Raw genomic sequence first — 18,982 nt, forward strand, 5'->3', positions numbered from 1 at the left:
ATTTTGCTCCTTAAAAAGGTATAGAGCAACATGGATTCCTTCATAAAAAGACATATTGGCTCTTCGGAAGAAGAAATTCAGCAGATGCTTGATTTCCTTCAACTCAAAAGCTTGGATGAACTGATAGACAAAGTCATTCCTCCCTCTTACCGCACTCATACTGAGCTGCGCCTTCCCAGCGAAACTTCCGAAGAGCAAGCCTTAAAAGAGCTTAAAAACATTGGTAACCAAAACAGTTCCTTTCGATATTTCATCGGGATGGGCTATAGCGAAACTACTTGTCCCATGGTCATTCGGCGAATGATCTTGGAAAACCCAGAGTGGTATACTCCCTATACTCCCTATCAGTCAGAAATTTCTCAAGGACGGCTCGAAGCTTTGCTCAACTTTCAAACAGTCGTTTGTGAGCTGACGGGGCTACCTATTGCTAATGCTTCACTTCTTGATGAGGCTTCTGCCTGTGTCGAAGCCATGCTCATGTGTAAGCGGCTTGCTTCAAATAAAAACCGTAATAAATTTTTTCTCTCCAAAGATTGCCATCCTCAAATTCTTTCTGTCATCACTACTCGCTCTTCCCCTTTAGAGATCGAGCTTGTGATCGATGATTGGAGAAAGACCCATATCGATGAAAGTTTTTTTGGAGCCTTAGTGTCTTACCCGGATACAGCAGGAAGTATTTTTGATTATAGCTCTTTTTGTGAAGAACTTCACAAAAAGGATTTGGTTGTCGTTGTCAATACGGATCTTCTGGCTTTAACCCTTTTCAAATCCCCTGGAGAGTTTGGAGCGGACATTGCAGTAGGTTCCGCTCAAAGATTTGGTCTGCCTCTTTTTTGTGGAGGTCCTCATCCGGCTTTTATATCGGCGAAAAAAGGGATGGAAAGAAAAATGCCTGGAAGAATTGTGGGCATATCAAAAGATGTCTATGGGAATCCAGCCTTGAGGCTTGCCCTGCAAACACGAGAACAACATATAAGGAGGGAAAAAGCGACAAGTAATATCTGCACCGCTCAAGTTCTTCCCGCAATTGTTGCTTCTATGTATGCAGCTTATTATGGTGCTGAAGGTCTAAAAGAGATTGCTCAAAAGATCCTTTCGTATTCTTATTTCCTGTACAAGAGATTTTTGTTGTCAGGATTTTCTCCTTACCCCTTCCCTTTTTTTGATACCCTGAAAATTCCCCTCGAGGAACAAAGCATTCAAGAAATCAAGAAAAAAGCTATAGCCCAAGGTTACCTCTTCAGAGAGTTTAAGGACAGCCCCGCTTTAGGAATAACTCTTGGGGAAAAAACGACAATAGAGGATCTGCGTTGCATTTTGAATATTTTTGGCATTAGCAAACAGGACGAGCCGCTTCCTTCTACAGATATAAGCCTACCAGATATTCCTATTGCCCTACAGCGACAAACTGAATTTTTAAATTATAAGGTTTTCAAAAACTACCGCACCGAAACAAAACTTAACCGTTACATCAAAAAACTTTCCTCAAAAGATATCAACCTGACTACCTCTATGATTCCGCTGGGATCTTGTACCATGAAACTCAACCCCGCATCGGCAATGATCCCTATTCTTTGGGACTGTTTTACAGAACCCCATCCTTTTGCTGGAGAACAGTTTAATAAAGGATATCTGGAGCTGGCCTCTAATCTCAAGCAGTGGCTAGCAGAAATTACGGCCATGGATTGTGTTTCTTTACAACCTAACGCCGGCTCCCAGGGAGAATTAGCTGGTCTTATTGCCATTAGAAATTATTTTCAGTCCATGGGTCAGGATCAAAGAACGATTTGTCTTATCCCTACTTCTGCTCATGGAACAAATTGTGCCAGTGCTGCTTTAGCTGGACTCAATATCGAGGAAATAAATTGCGATAGCCAAGGTCGGCTAAATCTAGATGAGTTAGAACAGAAAGCGAAAAAATATGCTTCTAAACTGGCTGTAATGATGATCACTTTTCCCTCTACCTATGGGGTTTTTGAAAAAACTCTCATTGAAGCTTCCCAGATCATGCACAGTTATGGTGGTCAAGTTTATCTTGATGGAGCCAATGCTAATGCTTTCTTGGGATTATGTAAACCTGGAGAACTTGGGGTGGATGTCTGTCATCTCAACCTCCATAAAACTTTCTGTATTCCTCATGGTGGAGGAGGGCCTGGGGTCGGTCCGATCGCTGTTAAAAAACACCTGGAACCCTTCCTGCCTTCAACCCATTTAGAACTGCCAGTCAAAGGTAAAACCGGGCTACTCTGCTCTGCACCCATGGGTAATGCTGGAGTTCTTCCAGTCAGTTGGATGTACATAAGAATGGCAGGAGCTAAAGGCCTTAAACTATGTGCTCAATTGGCTATCTTAAATGCCAATTACATTGCAAAAAAACTGGCTGGTGCTTTCACCATCCTTTACAAGGGAGATCTCGGATACGTCGCTCATGAGTTCATTATCGATTTAAGACCCTGGCAAGAATATGGAATAGAAGTCGAGGATGTCGCCAAGAGACTTATGGATTATGGTTTTCATGCACCCACCATTTCCTGGCCTGTACATGGGACAATGATGATTGAACCCACAGAGTCGGAATCAAAAGAAGAACTCGACCGGTTTTGCGAAGCCTTGCTACTTATTCGTAAAGAACTTGAAGACATTAAAAACGGTGTTTATCCTCAAAACAACAATCCCATAAAAAATGCTCCTCATCCTCACAGTCTAGTCTGCTCGGATCATTGGCCTTTTCCCTATTCTCGGCAACTTGCAGCTTATCCCGCTCCATGGCAAAAAGAATTTAAATACTGGCCTCCCACGGGGAGGATCGATAACGTCTATGGAGATAGAAATTTTGTTTGCTGTATAGAAAAAAGGCTAGCTCTTTGATTCCCAATTTCTTTATTCTTTTTTCTGCTTTCTATTCCTTTACTTTGGGAGTTGAAATTTTGTCTTTTTATGAGCGATAAATCCTCCACGGCCAAGAGAAAGAAAAATTGGCTTTCGATCTTTTTACGCTCAGCTGTTTCAACAGGAATTCTCTCTTTTCTTTTTTTTAAAGTTGATTGGACAAAAATAACAAGCGTAGTCGAACGATCCAATCCTATCGATATCGTTCTGGGCATTTTTTTTGGTGGATGCCAAGTTTTTTTTTCCGCTGTGCGCTGGAAGATCTTGTTGCAAACCCAGGAAATCTTTATTCCCATGTTTAAGGCTTTTGAACTGACATTGATCGGACAATTTTTCAATGCTTTTCTGCTGGGCTCTACGGGCGGAGATATCGTTCGCATTTACTATATTGTGAAGTTGTACCCTGAAAAAAAAACTGCGGGTTCCCTTTCCGTTATTTATGATCGGGTAATAGGCCTAGTTGGTTTAATTTTAATTGGGCAACTCTTAGCCCTTAACTTTTTTAAACTGTTTGAAGCCCATCCTATTACCCGTCACGCTGTCTGGCTGTTTTTCTCCATCTCTCTGTTTATTCTATTTCTTTTTGGGCTGATCCTGTTCTTCCCGAATATCTTTTCTTTCGATAAAAGAAAAAAGAAAACGATAAGCTTATTTTCAAAACAGAACTTAAATAATCTCATTGATGCTATAAGCCGTTACCGGCACGGGAAAAAAGAGAATTTTATGGCTCTCTGCTACTCGGTCATTAGTCATGGATCGACTTTGATCATGGCATATTGTGCCACCCGTTCACTTCATCTCGATATTCCTTTTTTATTTCTTGCATCCATTCTTGCCATAGTCAGTGTTCTTATTTCCATTCCTGTGACAATATCAGGGCTAGGAGTCAGAGAAGGACTGATCGTTGTTTTTTTCCAGCTATTGGGGATCAAAGCGGAGCCCGCATTAAGCTTTTCTCTTCTTGTTTTTGCAATGAGCGTTTTCTGGAGCCTCGTTGGGGGTATCGTGTATTTACGCTACAAAAAACCTTAGACTCATGATACAATTTTCCAATGAGAGAAGAAGCCATTCGGATCGTGCGCATCCTTCAAAAGGCTGGCTTTATTGCTTTTTTTGCAGGAGGGTGTGTAAGGGATATCCTGCTCAAAAAGGAACCCCATGACATCGACATAGCAACATCAGCGACTCCCGATGAAATTCAAAACCTATTTCAAGAAAAAGCTACAGGACTTACTGGCAAATCCTTCGGAGTTATTCGGGTAAAATCTGGAGCTCATTTCTTTGAAGTAGCTACATTCCGAACCGATATCGGATCAGAGGGAGGAAGATGGCCACAGGCAATCAAATTTTCAACACCCGAAGAAGATGCTCTAAGGAGGGATTTTACAATTAATGGAATTTTTTATGATCCCCTTGCCAATAAAATCATCGATTATGTTGGGGGGAAAGAAGATATTGAAAAAAAAGTAATAAGAGCTATTGGAGATCCCCAAAAAAGATTTGAAGAAGATCATCTCCGTATGCTCAGGGCGATCAGGTTTGCCGTAAGCCTCGGATTTGAAATAGAAGAAAAGACTTGGAAAGCCATTCAAATTTCTGCTCATAATATTATTCACATAAGTGCCGAAAGAATAAGAGAAGAACTGGATAAAATCTTTACCAGTTCTAATCCCTCCAGAGGATTAGATCTTCTTGATCAAAGTGGTCTTTTGTATATTATCCTTCCTGAAATTTATAACTTGCACGGAGTAGAACAACCCAAGGAGTTTCACCCTGAGGGAGATGCCTTTAATCACGTTCGACTCCTATTAAGCCATCTTCATCATCCCAGCCTTGAGCTTTCCTTAGCTGCCCTTTTCCATGACGTAGGGAAAGCTGTTACTTTTAGTCGGGACACAACCGGCCAGATCCATTTTTACGGTCATGAAATAGTTGGCGCCCAGATAACAGAAAAAATCATGACCCGGTTGAGATATAGCAAGGATATCATAAAGAAAGTTGTCGAGTGCGTAAAAAATCATATGTCATTTAAAGATGTCCCAAAAATGAAAAAATCCACACTTAAAAAACTGATATTAAGACCGACTTTCCCCATAGAACTTGAATTGCATCGAATAGACTGCTTATCTTCGCATGGGAATCTTTCTATTTATAATTTTCTTAATGAAATAAAAGGACAGTACACTGCCGAAAACTTAGCTCCACCTAAACTCATCACGGGTTATGATTTGATTGCTTTAGGGATACAGCCAGGAAAGAGAGTTGGTGAAATCTTAGAGCTTATTCGGGAAGCCCAATTAGAAGACAAAATTTCTTCACGTACTGAAGCCCTATTAATGGCAGAAGATCTTGTTCGCAACGAACAAGTTAAAAAAATCAATAATTTTAAATAAACAATATTTTTGCTTTTTATTTTTTTATTTTGTTCTATATATTCATTGACTAATTATTTATAGTCACAGTAAACTTTAATTAAAAAGGAGAAATTATGGCAAACGAAGAAAAAAAGCAGGTTAGATTTAATAAGGCAAATTTAGTTGAAGTTGTCCAAAAAAATATGGGCAAAGATACAACTAAGGCTTTAGCTGAGAAATCGGTTGATGCTGTCATCAATGGTCTGAAGACTGGAGTATTAAAAAATGGAATCGTGCAGTTAATCGGTTTTGGAACCTTCCGAGTTATTACAAGAAAAGCTAGGACAGGCGTCAACCCCAAAACTGGAGAAAAAATTAAAATTAAAGCCTCAAAAACGGTCCGTTTCTCTCCCGGTAAAGAATTAAAAGAAAAGTTGTAATCAGTTTTCTACGGGAATCGTATTTCATTACAGTCAAAGAGAGGGGGGGTGGATTTGTTAATTTATAACTCATAGTAAGCATTTACTGACATATTTTATTAATTTACATTTATAATAAATATAAAGTTGTTGATAAGGTTTTATCAAAATAGGATTTATAAAATTAGTAACGCGGGAAACAACCACCCCCTTGTTTTTTTCCCGTCTTTTTTTATCATTCTTTTTAATCATTAACATTTTTTTGTAGTTTAAAAAATCACGACTGATTAATATAACATTTTTAGAGGGAGTGTTTTCTTATTCAACATTGCTCTTCTCTCTCTAAAAGAATGGCTATTCGTCATTCTTCTTAATGAGTTGACAACTGCTGTTGTTTTTTCCCAGCTACCAACTCTGACCACCTACGGAGAAGGAAAGTTGTTGATAAGTCCCTGAGCACAAGCAGAGAGCGCTTTGTGTGGGCTTTTCTGTAGGAGTCAACCAGTAAATTTGCAACTAACAAAAAAGAAAGTACTCAAGAAGAGAGATGCGAAGTGTGCTCAGCCGTTCAAAGGAGCAGCACCTATAACTGCACCAACTCTATCTTTTGCTATGGTTGTTTTTATACCATGATAAAAACTAATCAAGATTAAACTGGTATATATTTCTATGACCACTGCACGCAAAGTAGGCGATAGCGAGCCGATTTTCGTTGTTACCTCATAGATCTCATCCATCTCTAATAGCCTTTGTCTTTCCTTGTAAAATCCAATACGAATCCGAAAACATTATCTTGTCAATATTGAGTTAAAGACGTAAACCGGCATTCTTCATCAGATTGGCAAACCATAAAAAAAACAAGCCAGGAAATACATCCTGGCTTGTTTGGATAAGGGATTAAATTAATACTCCATATCACCCATTCCTCCAGCACCGGGAGGGGTCATCGGTTTCTTTTCCTTCTCAGGAATTTCAGTCACCATGGCCTCAGTTGTAAGGAGTAAACCAGCAATCGAAGCTGCGTTTTCAAGAGCTGTCCTCGTCACCTTTGTCGGATCAACGATCCCAGCTTCGAACATATCCACATAGCAACGGCTGGCTACATCAAATCCTTCATTGCCTTTCTTGGATTTGACTTCGTTGACAATGACACTCCCCTCTAACCCTGCATTGTCCGCAAGGGTTTTCAGAGGATATTCTAGGGCCTTGGAAACGATATTAGCTCCAATCTGCTCATCTCCTTTTAAAGAAAGGCCTTCAATCGCTTTCTGACATCTAAGGAGAGCAACCCCACCACCGGGAACAATACCCTCTTCCACAGCTGCTCGCGTTGCATGCAGAGCATCTTCAACCCTGGCTTTCTTTTCTTTAAGCTCGGTTTCAGTAGCCGCACCCACCTGTATAACAGCAACTCCACCCGCTAATTTAGCGAGTCTTTCTTGGAGTTTTTCCCGATCGTAATCAGAGGTCGTTTCCTCGATCTGTCTTTTGATTTGACTTATTCTCCCTTTTATCTCGCTACTGGATCCTGCCCCTTCGATAATCGTTGTATTTTCTTTCTCAACGATGACTCTCTTTGCTCTTCCAAGATCTTCAAGCTGAACATTTTCTAGCTTTATTCCCAGATCTTCAGTTAAGCAACGACCACCGGTTAAAATAGCGATATCTTCAAGCATCGCTTTCCGCCTGTCGCCAAATCCAGGAGCTTTTACCGCACATACTTGCAATGTACCCCTTAACTTGTTGACAACGAGGGTAGCCAAAGCTTCTCCCTCAACATCTTCTGCAATAATCAACAAGGGTTTACCCGCCTTGGCTATCTTTTCAAGGAGTGGTAAAAGATCCTTAAGATTGGAAATCTTCTTTTCATGGATCAAAATGTAGGCATTTTCCAACACCGCCTCAAGCTCTTCAGCATTGGTCACAAAATAGGGAGAAATATAACCTCTGTCGAACTGCATGCCTTCAACCACTTCAAGGGTAGTTTCAATATGCTTGGCTTCTTCGACAGTGACTGTCCCATCTTTACCCACTTTGTCTAGGGCATCAGCGATAATTTCACCAATTGAAGTATCCCAATTTGCGGAAACAGTGGCTACTTGCTTGATTTCTTCCTTACCCTTGACAATATGGGATATTTCCTTCAGCTGTTTGACTACGGCATGTACAGCTTTGTCAATACCCCGCTTAAGATCCATGGGATTAGCCCCTGCTGTTACATTCTTTAAGCCTTCCTTATAGATGGATTCAGCGAGAACGGTGGCCGTCGTTGTTCCATCACCGGCAACATCACTTGTTTTCGATGCTACCTCTTTTACAAGCTGCGCTCCCATGTTTTCCCAAGGATCTTCCAACTCTATTTCTTTAGCTACGGTCACACCGTCTTTAGTGATTGTCGGAGAACCGAATTTCTTGTCGAGAATCACATTGCGACCAGCGGGACCAAGCGTGCTCTTCACCGCTTTACTTAACTTTTCAACACCACGCAATAGAGCATGCCTAGCAGATTCATCAAAGATCAATTGTTTGGCAGCCATTGATTACCTCCTTTCTTTATTTTATCCTTCAATAATGGCTAAAATGTCATCTTCGCGAAGAATCTGAAAGGATTCTCCATCGATTTTTACTTCTGTTCCACCATACTTACTAATAAGGACCTTATCTCCTTTTTTCACTTCGATAGGAATCCTTTTCCCGTTTTCATCCAATTTTCCAGGACCAACAGCGATAACCGTTGCTTCCTGTGGTTTTTCTTTGGCTGTATCCGGAATGATGATCCCACCTTTTCTTACTTCTTGTTCTTCGATGAGCTTAACTAAAACACGCTCACCCAAAGGACGAATTTTCGGTTCAACCATCTTTACCTCCTTTCATAAATTTCGTTCTTTTAAATCCTTAAACAAAATTTTTTTGTTTTTAAGCTGCTTTTCAAAACCAATCGAAAAACCCTGCTTCATTTGGGTTTATCTTTGTCCACTTTTTCAAATTCCGCGTCAATCACATCAGACTTTCCCTCTTTAGATCCGGAAGAAGGGGGAGGAGGCGCACTGGATTTGGATGATGCAGCTCTATACATCTCTATCGATATCGCTTGCACTTTTTCATTGAGCTCATCCATCGCCCTTTTTATCGCTTCGGTATCATCACCTTTAATGACCTCCCTAACTTTCTCAATGCATTTTTCAATTTCCATCTTTTTGGCCGAATCAACCTTATCCCCGTATTCTCGCAAAAGCTTTTCTGCCTGGTAAGCCGCATTATCGGCATTATTCTTGGCCTCGGCTCTTTCCTTGTTCTTCATGTCTTGTTCTCGGTAAGCCTCGGCTTCCCGGGTCATCCGTTCTATTTCATCCTTGGAAAGGCCACTGGAACCCGTTATCGTAATTTTTTGTTCCCTTCCCGTTCCCAGGTCTTTTGCCGACACATGCAAAATACCATTTGCATCTATATCGAAGGTCACTTCTATCTGAGGCACTCCCCGAGGGGCCGGGGGTATTCCATCCAGGTGAAACACGCCCAAAAGTTTGTTGTCCCTAGCCATTGGTCTTTCTCCCTGGAGTACTTTAATTTCCACACTGGGCTGATTATCCGAAAAAGTACTGAAAATTTGGGATTTTCGCGTGGGTATTGTTGTGTTTCTTGGAATCATGGGTGTAGCAATTCCCCCCGCGGTCTCTATTGAAAGAGTAAGTGGGGTGACATCCAAAAGAAGAACGTCTTTGACCTGACCTTTCAAAACAGCTCCCTGGATAGCAGCTCCCACCGCAACGACTTCGTCGGGATTAACCCCCTTGTGAGGTTCTCTGCCTATAAGCTTTCTGGCTGTCTCAATAATTTTGGGCATCCTTGTCATGCCCCCCACCAATACAAGCTCGTCAATATCCGCAGCCGTTAACTTGGCATCTTTCAAGCAGTTTAGAACCGGCTGAACAGTTCTTTCCGCCAGATGTTCTGTTAATTGCTCAAGTTTTGCTCTTGTTAATTTTTTCTGGATATGCTTTGGACCCGTTTGATCAGCTGTAATAAAGGGGAGATTTATTTCATATTCAAGTGCCGAGGATAAAGCAATCTTAGCTTTCTCGGCTTCTTCTTTTATCCTCTGCACCGCATCGGGTTGACCATGAAGATCGATCCCTGTTTCTCTTTTGAAATCACCAATAATCCATTCCATGATCGCTGCATCCCAATCATCACCCCCTAAATGCGTATCACCATTAGTCGCCTTAACCTCAAAAACCCCTTCACCAATTTCTAGAACAGAAATATCGAAAGTTCCTCCCCCCAGATCATATACCGCAATTCTTTCATCTTTCTTTTTATCCAAGCCATAAGCCAATGAAGCTGCTGTAGGTTCATTGATGATTCTCAAAACCTCAAGACCTGCAATTTCCCCTGCAGCTTTAGTTGCCTGTCTTTGGCTGTCGTTAAAATAAGCAGGAACAGTGATAACTGCCTGCGAAATCTTTTCTCCCAGTTTAGCTTCCGCATCCGCTTTCAATTTCATCAATATAAAGGCGGATATTTCCTGAGGGGTATAAATCCTTCTCTCTCCTCCGACTTCAACTTCAACTGCGCAATCCCCGTTTTTCCCTTCTATGACTTTGTAGGGAACTCTCTTTATTTCTTCTTGAACCTCGCTATACTTCCTCCCAATAAATCTCTTTATGGAATAGATAGTGTTTTTAGAGTTGGTGATCGCCTGTCTTTTTGCTGCCTGGCCAACTAATCTTTCACCACTTTTGGTAAAAGCCACTATCGAAGGAGTGGTCCTAGCCCCTTCAGAATTTTCCAAAACAACGGGTTGCCCTCCCTCGACAATTGCCATGCAGGAATTTGTTGTCCCTAAATCGATGCCAAGTACATGTGCCATGCCTTATTTGGAGCATAATGCATGCCATATTTATAAGTATATTGATATCTCACTCACTACAAAGCATTTAAATATTACTACAAAAGAAAAGAGGAGGTTTTTAAGGAATCTTTATGAGTCATTTTGTCCCCTATGATTGGTCAAAATGATCCATTTTTATTTTTTAAAGTTTCAAACAAACGCAAAGGAATCCCATAAAATGAGCCGTTACTAAAGAAAACAACGATGTCTCCCGCTTTCACCACTTCGAGCAGTTTACAAAGGATATCTTGGGGATCCAAACAGAAAAATGAGGGTATCCCATTCTTGTTGAGCTCTTGAACAATTTTTTGAGGATCGAGTCTTTCGGAAGGGGCCAAACTGTCCTTGCTTGAGACTTCACTGATAATCACTCCATCCGCTACGGATAGAGAACGGGGAAGCTCTTGTTGGAAAACCGCTCTTCGGGTCGTATTGCTCCTTGGCTCGAAAACAGCCCATAGCCTCTTGCCTGGATAACGCTGCCTTATAGCAAGAATGGTTTTATGGATCGCTGTGGGATGGTGACCAAAATCATCCAATATTTTTATGCCACCCGCTTCCCCTATAACCTCCAATCTCCGTTTTACACCCTGAAATGAAGCTAACCCCCTGGAAATGTCTTCAAGCTTTATCCCATAAAGCGTTGCCACCGCAAGACACATGGCCGCATTTCTGACATTATATTCCCCAGGAATAGGCATAAAGAATTTTTCTCCAAGCATATGGAACCAGCTTCCAGTTGGCTCATAGCTGACTTCCGTTATCCTAAAATCAGCTTTTTCTCCAAAACCTACCGTATATACAGGAGCTAAAGCACTTTTGGCGATTTCAACTATCCTCGAATCATCCTCGGGAATAACCAGGTGTCCGTTTCTCGGTATGAGATGAATGAGTCTTTTAAAAGAAAGGAAAATCTCGTCCAGGCTAGAAAAAATATCGGCATGATCATATTCGATATTATTTATAATAACCGTCTGAGGCAGATAATGCAGAAATTTACTCCTTTTATCAAAATAGGCCGTATCGTACTCGTCACCTTCTAAAATCCAATATTCGCTTTGTGTATATCTACAGCCGGAGGGAAAATTTTTAGGCAACCCGCCAATAAAAAAGGATGGATTCAGAGAAGCCGACTCAAAAATCCATGCCAAAAGAGAACTTGTCGTCGTTTTTCCATGTGTTCCACTGACCACAATATTTTGTTTTCCCTGGAGAAAAAAAAATTTGAGAACTTCAGGCAAGGAAATAAAAAAGTATTTTTTTTCTAAAACCGCTTCTAATTCTGGATTGCCTCTCTTAATCACGTTTCCAATCACGATAACGGTTCCTGACTTATCAATGGGAAGATTTTGTGCCCTATAGCCCTCCTTTACCAAAATGCCTTTCTGGCTCAAAAAAGTAGACAAAGGCGGATACACATTTTCATCTGAACCCCCTACCTCGTAGCCCAATTCCTTTAGCATCGAGGCCACCGCTCCCATAGCCGTTCCGCATATTCCTAAGAAATGAAATCGCAATTCTTTATTAAAGAGCAGATCAATTGTGGCCATGGACTAAGAAAAAGCCAATTTTTATTGAACCGGAAGAAAAAGTTCAAGATTTTTCAGTAAAATAAGAATCTAATTTTGAGTTGATAAAATTTTCTATTTCCTGAATCCTGAACGTTGGCCAGAGAAAAAATTTTTCCCAGTGATTGATTATTTTGTCTATTCCTGAACTCAGAAGATAAAACTTCCATCGCAAGGAGTGAACAATAAAAGGATCAAAGCTACAAAAGCCAATAAATTTTTTTGAGCTTATCTCAGTTGCACGATTGAGCTGTTTGCAAACAAATACAACTTCTAACTTTGAGTTCCTAAATAAATAAAACCGATATTTAGTTAAACGGGGATGAACAGGATGAATGAGATCAATATTAGAGGGAAGCTCATCGAGTGGATCAATACTCCATATTCTTATTCGATCCAGCTTTTTGGATAGCAGTTCATATCTTTTTTTAAAATTGGAAAAATTCTTCGCTCCGTCGAGTAGGAGCGTTAGCTCACCTCCTTGCTCCCCATTTTCCAAGGCAAGGTCTTCTATGGTATGGCCTAAAGCTCTTTGCACATATCCATTGAAGAAATGGAGATGGTCAATTTTGGGAATCTCAACAATCTCTTTGGGTAATAACCCGTTTGTTGGACAATATCTTAATTTGACAGAATAACTCGCTGAACAACTACGCTTGAGATTCTCATGGAACTTTTTCTGAAACAATAAATCGATATCCGTTAATGGTCTTACACCAACTTTGTCATGAACGGGTTTTTCTTCCATGATATTGACATTAACTAATCCCAATATTGCGAAGTGGCAACTCCCTTTTTTTATTTCTTAGGATAAAAAAAAATTTGCGTATTAATTCTAATGACTCTTCAGATCTAACTCCCGGAACAATAAGAGGTTTTTTCTTCTCTGAAAAAAAATCTTTAAAAAAAGAAAAATTCTGTTGTTTCGGATCAGAAATTCCAAAGACAACCCGCTCTATTCTACTTAAAAAAATAGCTCCCCAGCACATCATACAGGGCTCTTTGGTTACATAAAGGGTTGTGGAGTCAAGCCGCCAATCACCAAGAAGAAGCTGGCTATGCCGAATCGCTTCCATTTCAGCATGCGCTGTTATATCCCGGCGTGCTTCAACCAGATTGTATCCAGAACCTAAAATTCTATCACCCTGGACAATAACGGCTCCAACTGGAACTTCTCCGTTATCAAAAGCCTCTCTGGCTTTTTGCAGAGCCAAGCCCATAAAATAATAATCGACCTCTAGCTTTCCCTTTTCAACGATTTGTTTTTGCAGAATCATTTCTCAGTTCTTTAATAGAACAGGCTTAATTTCCATGCCCAAAAGATCCCTTAAAATCAATCATCCTACGTTCTCCCTCGACTCCCTCAATCCATTAATTTATTCTGACTAAAAAATTAAGAGCAGAGGACTACAAAGATCAACTCAAAGATTGATTCTTTGTATTTTTATCCTATTACATTATAAAACAGTTAATAAAATCCTTATCTTTATTAACTATCTCTATAGCCCTAGGCATAGGGAAGAAAAAAATGAACGAACAAAAACTGTACGAAAGCTTAGTCCAAGGTCATCCGGGTTGGTGTTCTCTTTTAAGTCAATCGCTTTGGACGGTTCGAGGTAAAGATAGAATCAGGTATCTTAATGGACAGCTTGCAGCTGATATTTCCTCTCTTCCTATAGGATCTAGCGTGCACACCGCAGCGCTCAACCGCAAAGGAAGAATAGATTGCGATCTTTGGATTGCCAACCAGGGAGAAACGATTTTTGTGGACGGTCCCAAAGAGATTGAAGAACAAATAGCAAATCGGCTTAGTCGTTTTCTCGTCGCAGATCAGGTTTCGATCGAAAAGATCGATGGCCAGTTTTTCCTCTATCACTATTTTGGTCCCCATCCTCCAAAAGGATTCACACTTTGTTTTCAAAACAAAAGATTTGGTATCGAGGGTTGGGATATCTGGTCTGATACTTCTTTGGTCGATTTCGGCTGTCCAGAAGTTCCCCCTACAGTACAGGAAAGTTTACGGCTTGAAAACATGATTCCCCAGTGGGGCAAAGAGATAACCGAACAAACAATACCCTTAGAAGTATTTTTAACTAAACAATCTATAAGTTTTACAAAGGGTTGTTACGTAGGCCAAGAAATCATATCAAGGATTCATCACTTAGGACAGATTAATCAACTTTTAACTCTCTTTATTGCCTTAGAAAACAGCAACCCTCAGCCTGGACAACTGTATTATGAATCCCGGGCCGTAGGCCGGTTAACTTCCTGTGGATATTCTTTTGGTTATAACAAAACCATCGCTTTAGGTTTTATCCATAGAGAGCACAGGAAAGAACAAAATAGAGTTGAATCCAACGGGTGTTTTTTCAAAATCCTAAAAGCCCCACCTCCTATTGGATAGATTTGAGGTTTTAGTCGGTTTCTTTTATCTGCTCGTTGTCTAAGGACTTCTCTATAGACTTATCTTTTTTAAGCTCAGATTCTTCAAATCTATAAAGGCCTTTACCTAATTTTATGATTCCTGGAGTTTTTTTCCCCGTCGTATAAAACCAACAGTAAAGATTATTTACTTTTACTCCCAATTTCTTAGAAAGTTCTTTAACTGTCAATCCTTTACTTCCTGAGCTTCTTAAAGCCTCTATTATTGAACTTTTGAGTCGACCAGGGATGCTTCCTTTTTCTGGTCCCCTTCTCTTTTCTATTACTTGAGACTTAGCCGCTCTTTTCCCAGGCACTTTAATACCGACTTTCCATAAGGTTTGGATTTTCCGCTCTATTTCTGAAACTTTTTCTTGAAGTGCTTCTTTTTCTTGTACGAGCTTTGCTAATTCTTTTACTTCGGCACTCGTTAGTTGTTTTAGTCTCATATTATTATATGAATAATTTATTTAAATGAACAAATCTTACTTTATTATGTTCTCTATTTTTCTCAAATATTTTTAACTAAATATTCTTTTTTAACAATTTTCTTATGATTTTTTTTGCCAGGACAAGATTCGAGCTCTTAAAGAAGCTTTTTCAGCTTCGATTTTATTTCCTTGTCTGATATAAGCCAAAGAAAGACTTGTCCACACCATGGGATCATGAGGTCGCAACTCAATTGCTTTTTTATTCGCGTTAACAGCCTCATCGTATTGTCCTAATTTATAATAGGTCATGGCTAAAGCTTGCCATCCCTCAAAATAGGATGGATCAGAATCGATACTTTTTTCGTAATAATACTTCGCCTTCTCCAAATCCCCAATAGCAAGGGCTTCATTACCTAATTCATAAAATTCTATTTTGGGTTCCATAAATAAATTGAGTAAAAACCATTAATCTTTCTGCTTATTGCCTCTTAATTCTTCAAGAAGGGTTTCTACTAAACCATCGATAGTATGAACCTTTGATTCGATATAAACTTCTTGGTTAAGCTCTTTGAGAGCCCGAGTGGTTTGAGGTCCAATGCTAATAATTTTGGGTAACAGAGAAGTATCATGACAACTGAGATTAAGCCTATACCAGTATTTAACTGAACTTGCACTGGCAAATAAAATCCAGTGTGCCCCTGTTTGTTTAAACTTTTCTCTATCGCCACGCACATCTTCGGTTTCAGGTTGTATATCATAAAGAGACCACTGATCAACAGAAGCTCCAAGAGAGGTTAAAAACTCTAAAATTCCCTCATCAGCGAGAGCACTTCGAGGAAGCAAAAAACGTAGACCTTTGATCCTTTTCAGCGAGAAACAGCGAGCAAGATCCACGGAGGTAAACTTTTCTGGAATCACTTCTACAGGAAGATTATAAAGGCTAATAGCTCTTGCTGTAGATGTGCCAATAGCACCTATTTTGACTCCTTTAAGCTGTCGAATATCTCCTGTAAGCTTGAGAAATTCCTTGAAAAAAAGCTCTACTCCCGTCGGACTCGTAAAGAGAATCCAATCGTAAGAGGACCCTATGTTCTTTAAAAGGCGGATCTGATTTTCATTCAAGCATTGCGGAACTATCCTGATAGTCGGGATCTCCAGGACTTCGGCTCCTAAATTGGCCAGTTTTCCGGCAAGCTTGGCCGATCCTTCTTTAGTCCGGGTAACAACGATCTTTTGCCCATAGAGGGGTCTTTTTTCAAACCATTTTAAATCCTCTCGGAGCCGAACGACTTCTCCTATAATAAGAACGGCTGGAGGATCAATGGAAGGATGGCTGCCTGCTCCTATATCTGCCAGCTTTAATGTAATTACCTTTTGATAAGGCAAAGTTCCCCAACTAACTATGGCCATAGGTGTAAGAGGATCCATGCCCTGCTTGAGGAGTATTTTTGCTATAATGGCTAAACGTTCTACACCCATTAAGACAACTATTGTTCCCTTTGATTTTGCAATGGTTTCCCAACTCAGAGCTGATGATTCTTTTAGGGGATCTTCATGTCCGGTTACAATCGTCAACTGAGATGCCCAGTTTCTATGGGTCAGAGGAATACCCGCATAAGCGGGCACAGCTAAAGCAGAACTCACTCCAGGGACAATTTCAAAAGGAATTCCAGCTTTTTTCAATGCCTCCGCTTCTTCTCCTCCCCGACCAAATAAAAAGGGATCCCCCCCTTTAAGCCGCACAACGGTTTTACCTTCCTTCGCTTTAGCGATCAACATCTCTTCAATTTCCCTTTGAGAATAGGTCGCTTTAGAGGCAATTTTACCCACATAAACTTTCATGCAATGGGATGAAGACCAATCCAGGATTTTTGGATTACAAAGATAATCGTAAAATATCACATCAGCCTTCTCAATCAGCTCCTTGGCCCTGAGAGTCAAGAGCGAGGGGTCACCTGGACCAGCTCCAACCAAATAAACGACTCCATAGTCTTTGCCATTCATTTTTTTATAAGCCCTATAAAAAACGGCCCTAACATCCCGCTAAAACCTATAATTTCTTTAATAGATCTGCTAACTTCTTGCCTAGTTGCTCCGCTTGCTGCATTTCACCTACAATTTTGCCCTCCTTGGGTTGAATCGCTTCTTCGGGCCACCAGATTCCCTCCAATATCAACCTAGAGCCTTCGGGTTGTGCTTTTGCTCCAACAGCCGTTCTACATCCGCCCCCTAACTCATGCAGAAAAGCCCTTTCTGCATAAACGGCACAAGCCGTGGGAAAGTCATTAAGGCATTTGACGAGACTCTGGGTGTATTTATCGTCGATGCGAGTTTGAAGAGCTAAAGCTCCCTGTCCAGGAGCAGGTAACATCCAATCATCCCCCAGGGGAGTCCAAAGAAAGGAAGACAAATCTAACCCCATTCTTTTTATACCCGCCAGGGCCAATACCGTGCCTTGCCACTCTCGATTTTCCTTAAGTTTCTTAAGACGGCTTTCGACATTGCCCCGAATAGGGACAATCCTCAAATCAGGCCTTCTGCGCAAAAGTTGATTAGCCCTCCTGGGGCTTCCCGTACACACAATGGCACTGGGTTGAAGGCAAGAAGGATGGGGATGATTAAGACTTATCCAACAATCACGAGGATCTTCTCTTGGGGGTATAGCTGCGATAACCAGTTCAGGATGCAATTCTACGGGAAGATCTTTTAAGCTATGAATAGCCAAGTCAATTTCTCCCCCTAGAAGTTTATTTTCAATTTCTTTGGTAAAAATTCCCCTCTGGTCGATTTCACCTATGGGATGTGTATCAAAACGATCACCTGCCGTTTTGATGACCCGTGTATAAATATCTAGGTCAGGAAACTTTCTTTTGAGATTGTCAATAACAAGCTGGGCTTGTATTAAGGCCAGTTGACTGCCTCGACTACCTATAACAAGCGGTTTCACGCTATTCGGAAATTCCTCAAAAATTGTGTATCCTTAGAATTGATCGATCCAACCATCCAGTTATAAAAGCGATCGACGTAAGGTTCGATAAGCCGTTTACATTTATCAACCTCAGCGAGACGATCTTTCAAATTCTGCTGCGCTATCGACTGGAGATCATCGATGTTGTAGCAATAAACCTCTTCTAGATCCTGAACAGCAGGCTCAATATCTCGAGGAACAGCAAGATCGATTAAAAAAAGAGGCCTGCCTGCACGCAAACCTATATAGGCTGCCAGTTTTTCTTTTGTAATGATATAGTGAGGAGCAGAAGTTGAGCTAATGAGAATATCTATTTTGGCGATTCGCGAAGGGAATTCTGTCCAGGGAATAGCTTCTGCTTCTATCTCTTTACTGAGCTCCAATGCCTTTGCATAGGTTCGATTCGCAACAAGAATAATGTTCCCCCCTTTCCTCTGGAGTGCTTTAGCCGTCGTTTCGCTCACAGCCCCCGCTCCAACAACCATTATGGAACAACCATTTAGTTTTCCAAAGAGTTTTTCCGCTAAGTCCACTGCCACTGCACTCACCGAAATGCTTCCCCTAGTTATCCAAGTGGACGATCTTATTGTTTTAGCGGCTGAAAAACTGGCTTGAAAAAGTCTGTTTAGGTATTTTTTGGCCATTCCCTGCTCCTTGGCAATATGGTAGGCTTCTTTCAGCTGACCTAATATCTCTGTTTCACCCACAACCATGGATTTCAGTCCACTAGCAAGCTCAAAAAGATGCCCAATACAATGTTTCCCAATATAAAGCTGAGAATATAATTCGAAGGGAAAATATTTTTTATGGTATATTCTCAAAAACTCTCCCCATCCCTTAGATACTTGGTGAGGATCTTTACTTACAGAAAAAAACTCAACCCTGTTACATGTAGAAAGCAAAACCCCCTCTTCGAGATGCATGATCTCCTTCATTAGGGATAAAGCCTGAGGATATTCATCAGAGCGAAAAGCCACCTGTTCACGCAACTCTATGGATGAAGTGTCAAAAGAAAGACCACCGCCGACAAGAACATTCATG

At 40.7% G+C, this 18,982-nt stretch carries 17 protein-coding genes; 5 read left to right on the forward strand and 12 right to left on the reverse strand.

The annotated features are described in order from the left end of the window. Positions 1 to 30: 30 nt before the first annotated feature. From gcvP to IT6_RS05365, 4 genes are all read left to right on the forward strand, one after another. Positions 31 to 2,868, forward strand: coding sequence for an aminomethyl-transferring glycine dehydrogenase (gene gcvP / locus IT6_RS05350; RefSeq protein ID WP_206825437.1), 2,838 nt, complete (start codon positions 31 to 33; stop codon positions 2,866 to 2,868). 69 nt (positions 2,869 to 2,937) lie between these two features. After that, the gene (locus IT6_RS05355; RefSeq protein WP_206825438.1) at positions 2,938 to 3,921 is read left to right on the forward strand and encodes a lysylphosphatidylglycerol synthase transmembrane domain-containing protein; all 984 of its coding nucleotides are present in this window, start codon (positions 2,938 to 2,940) and stop codon (positions 3,919 to 3,921) included. Between the two features lie 20 nt (positions 3,922 to 3,941). Continuing rightward, positions 3,942 to 5,282: a CCA tRNA nucleotidyltransferase gene (locus IT6_RS05360; protein ID WP_206825439.1), complete on the forward strand. Its 1,341-nt coding sequence runs from the start codon at positions 3,942 to 3,944 to the stop codon at positions 5,280 to 5,282. Between the two features lie 95 nt (positions 5,283 to 5,377). Continuing rightward, complete coding sequence (locus tag IT6_RS05365) at positions 5,378 to 5,683, forward strand: HU family DNA-binding protein (RefSeq protein WP_134440591.1); 306 nt, start codon at positions 5,378 to 5,380, stop codon at positions 5,681 to 5,683. 539 nt (positions 5,684 to 6,222) lie between these two features. On the opposite strand, the gene IT6_RS05370 is transcribed toward IT6_RS05365, so the two are convergent. The 7 genes from IT6_RS05370 to IT6_RS05400 form a co-directional block, all read right to left on the reverse strand. Beyond that, positions 6,223 to 6,399 (reverse strand): hypothetical protein, encoded by a 177-nt coding sequence (locus IT6_RS05370; RefSeq protein ID WP_206825440.1) that lies wholly within the window; start codon positions 6,397 to 6,399, stop codon positions 6,223 to 6,225. A gap of 165 nt (positions 6,400 to 6,564) precedes the next feature. After that, positions 6,565 to 8,199 carry a chaperonin GroEL gene (gene groL, locus IT6_RS05375; RefSeq protein WP_206825441.1) on the reverse strand — a complete coding sequence of 545 codons (1,635 nt, stop codon included), beginning with the start codon at positions 8,197 to 8,199 and terminating at the stop codon, positions 6,565 to 6,567. A 21-nt stretch (positions 8,200 to 8,220) separates the two neighbouring features. Then, positions 8,221 to 8,520, reverse strand: coding sequence for a co-chaperone GroES (gene groES / locus IT6_RS05380; RefSeq protein ID WP_012464513.1), 300 nt, complete (start codon positions 8,518 to 8,520; stop codon positions 8,221 to 8,223). 95 nt (positions 8,521 to 8,615) lie between these two features. Further along, positions 8,616 to 10,532 (reverse strand): molecular chaperone DnaK, encoded by a 1,917-nt coding sequence (gene dnaK / locus IT6_RS05385; protein WP_134439960.1) that lies wholly within the window; start codon positions 10,530 to 10,532, stop codon positions 8,616 to 8,618. Positions 10,533 to 10,672: 140 nt separating this feature from the next. After that, entirely contained in the window at positions 10,673 to 12,103 is a 1,431-nt protein-coding gene (locus IT6_RS05390; RefSeq protein WP_134439958.1) for a UDP-N-acetylmuramate--L-alanine ligase, read from the reverse strand. Positions 12,104 to 12,146: 43 nt separating this feature from the next. Beyond that, the gene (locus IT6_RS05395) at positions 12,147 to 12,869 is read right to left on the reverse strand and encodes a hypothetical protein (RefSeq protein ID WP_242524098.1); all 723 of its coding nucleotides are present in this window, start codon (positions 12,867 to 12,869) and stop codon (positions 12,147 to 12,149) included. Positions 12,870 to 12,879: 10 nt separating this feature from the next. Continuing rightward, positions 12,880 to 13,398 carry a nucleoside deaminase gene (locus tag IT6_RS05400; protein WP_242524099.1) on the reverse strand — a complete coding sequence of 173 codons (519 nt, stop codon included), beginning with the start codon at positions 13,396 to 13,398 and terminating at the stop codon, positions 12,880 to 12,882. Positions 13,399 to 13,649: 251 nt separating this feature from the next. Here IT6_RS05400 and ygfZ point away from each other — a divergent pair, with 251 nt between their 5' ends. Further along, positions 13,650 to 14,525 carry a CAF17-like 4Fe-4S cluster assembly/insertion protein YgfZ gene (gene ygfZ, locus IT6_RS05405; protein ID WP_206825442.1) on the forward strand — a complete coding sequence of 292 codons (876 nt, stop codon included), beginning with the start codon at positions 13,650 to 13,652 and terminating at the stop codon, positions 14,523 to 14,525. 10 nt (positions 14,526 to 14,535) lie between these two features. On the opposite strand, the gene IT6_RS05410 is transcribed toward ygfZ, so the two are convergent. The 5 genes from IT6_RS05410 to hemA form a co-directional block, all read right to left on the reverse strand. Then, positions 14,536 to 14,991 carry a hypothetical protein gene (locus IT6_RS05410; protein ID WP_206825443.1) on the reverse strand — a complete coding sequence of 152 codons (456 nt, stop codon included), beginning with the start codon at positions 14,989 to 14,991 and terminating at the stop codon, positions 14,536 to 14,538. A gap of 102 nt (positions 14,992 to 15,093) precedes the next feature. Continuing rightward, a complete protein-coding gene (locus tag IT6_RS05415) occupies positions 15,094 to 15,417 on the reverse strand; it encodes a tetratricopeptide repeat protein (RefSeq protein ID WP_134439951.1) in 324 nt (107 codons plus the stop codon). A gap of 21 nt (positions 15,418 to 15,438) precedes the next feature. Further along, positions 15,439 to 16,977, reverse strand: a complete 1,539-nt coding sequence (cobA, locus tag IT6_RS05420; protein WP_206825444.1) for a uroporphyrinogen-III C-methyltransferase — start codon at positions 16,975 to 16,977, stop codon at positions 15,439 to 15,441. 46 nt (positions 16,978 to 17,023) lie between these two features. After that, complete coding sequence (gene hemC / locus IT6_RS05425; RefSeq protein WP_206825451.1) at positions 17,024 to 17,920, reverse strand: hydroxymethylbilane synthase; 897 nt, start codon at positions 17,918 to 17,920, stop codon at positions 17,024 to 17,026. After that, on the reverse strand, positions 17,917 to 18,981 hold the full coding sequence (gene hemA / locus IT6_RS05430; protein WP_134439946.1) for a glutamyl-tRNA reductase: 1,065 nt from the start codon (positions 18,979 to 18,981) through the stop codon (positions 17,917 to 17,919). The genes hemC and hemA overlap by 4 nt, the downstream gene beginning before the upstream one ends. Between the last annotated feature and the right edge of the window lies 1 nt (position 18,982).

Source organism: Methylacidiphilum caldifontis (assembly GCF_017310505.1).
Taxonomy (GTDB): domain Bacteria; phylum Verrucomicrobiota; class Verrucomicrobiia; order Methylacidiphilales; family Methylacidiphilaceae; genus Methylacidiphilum; species Methylacidiphilum caldifontis.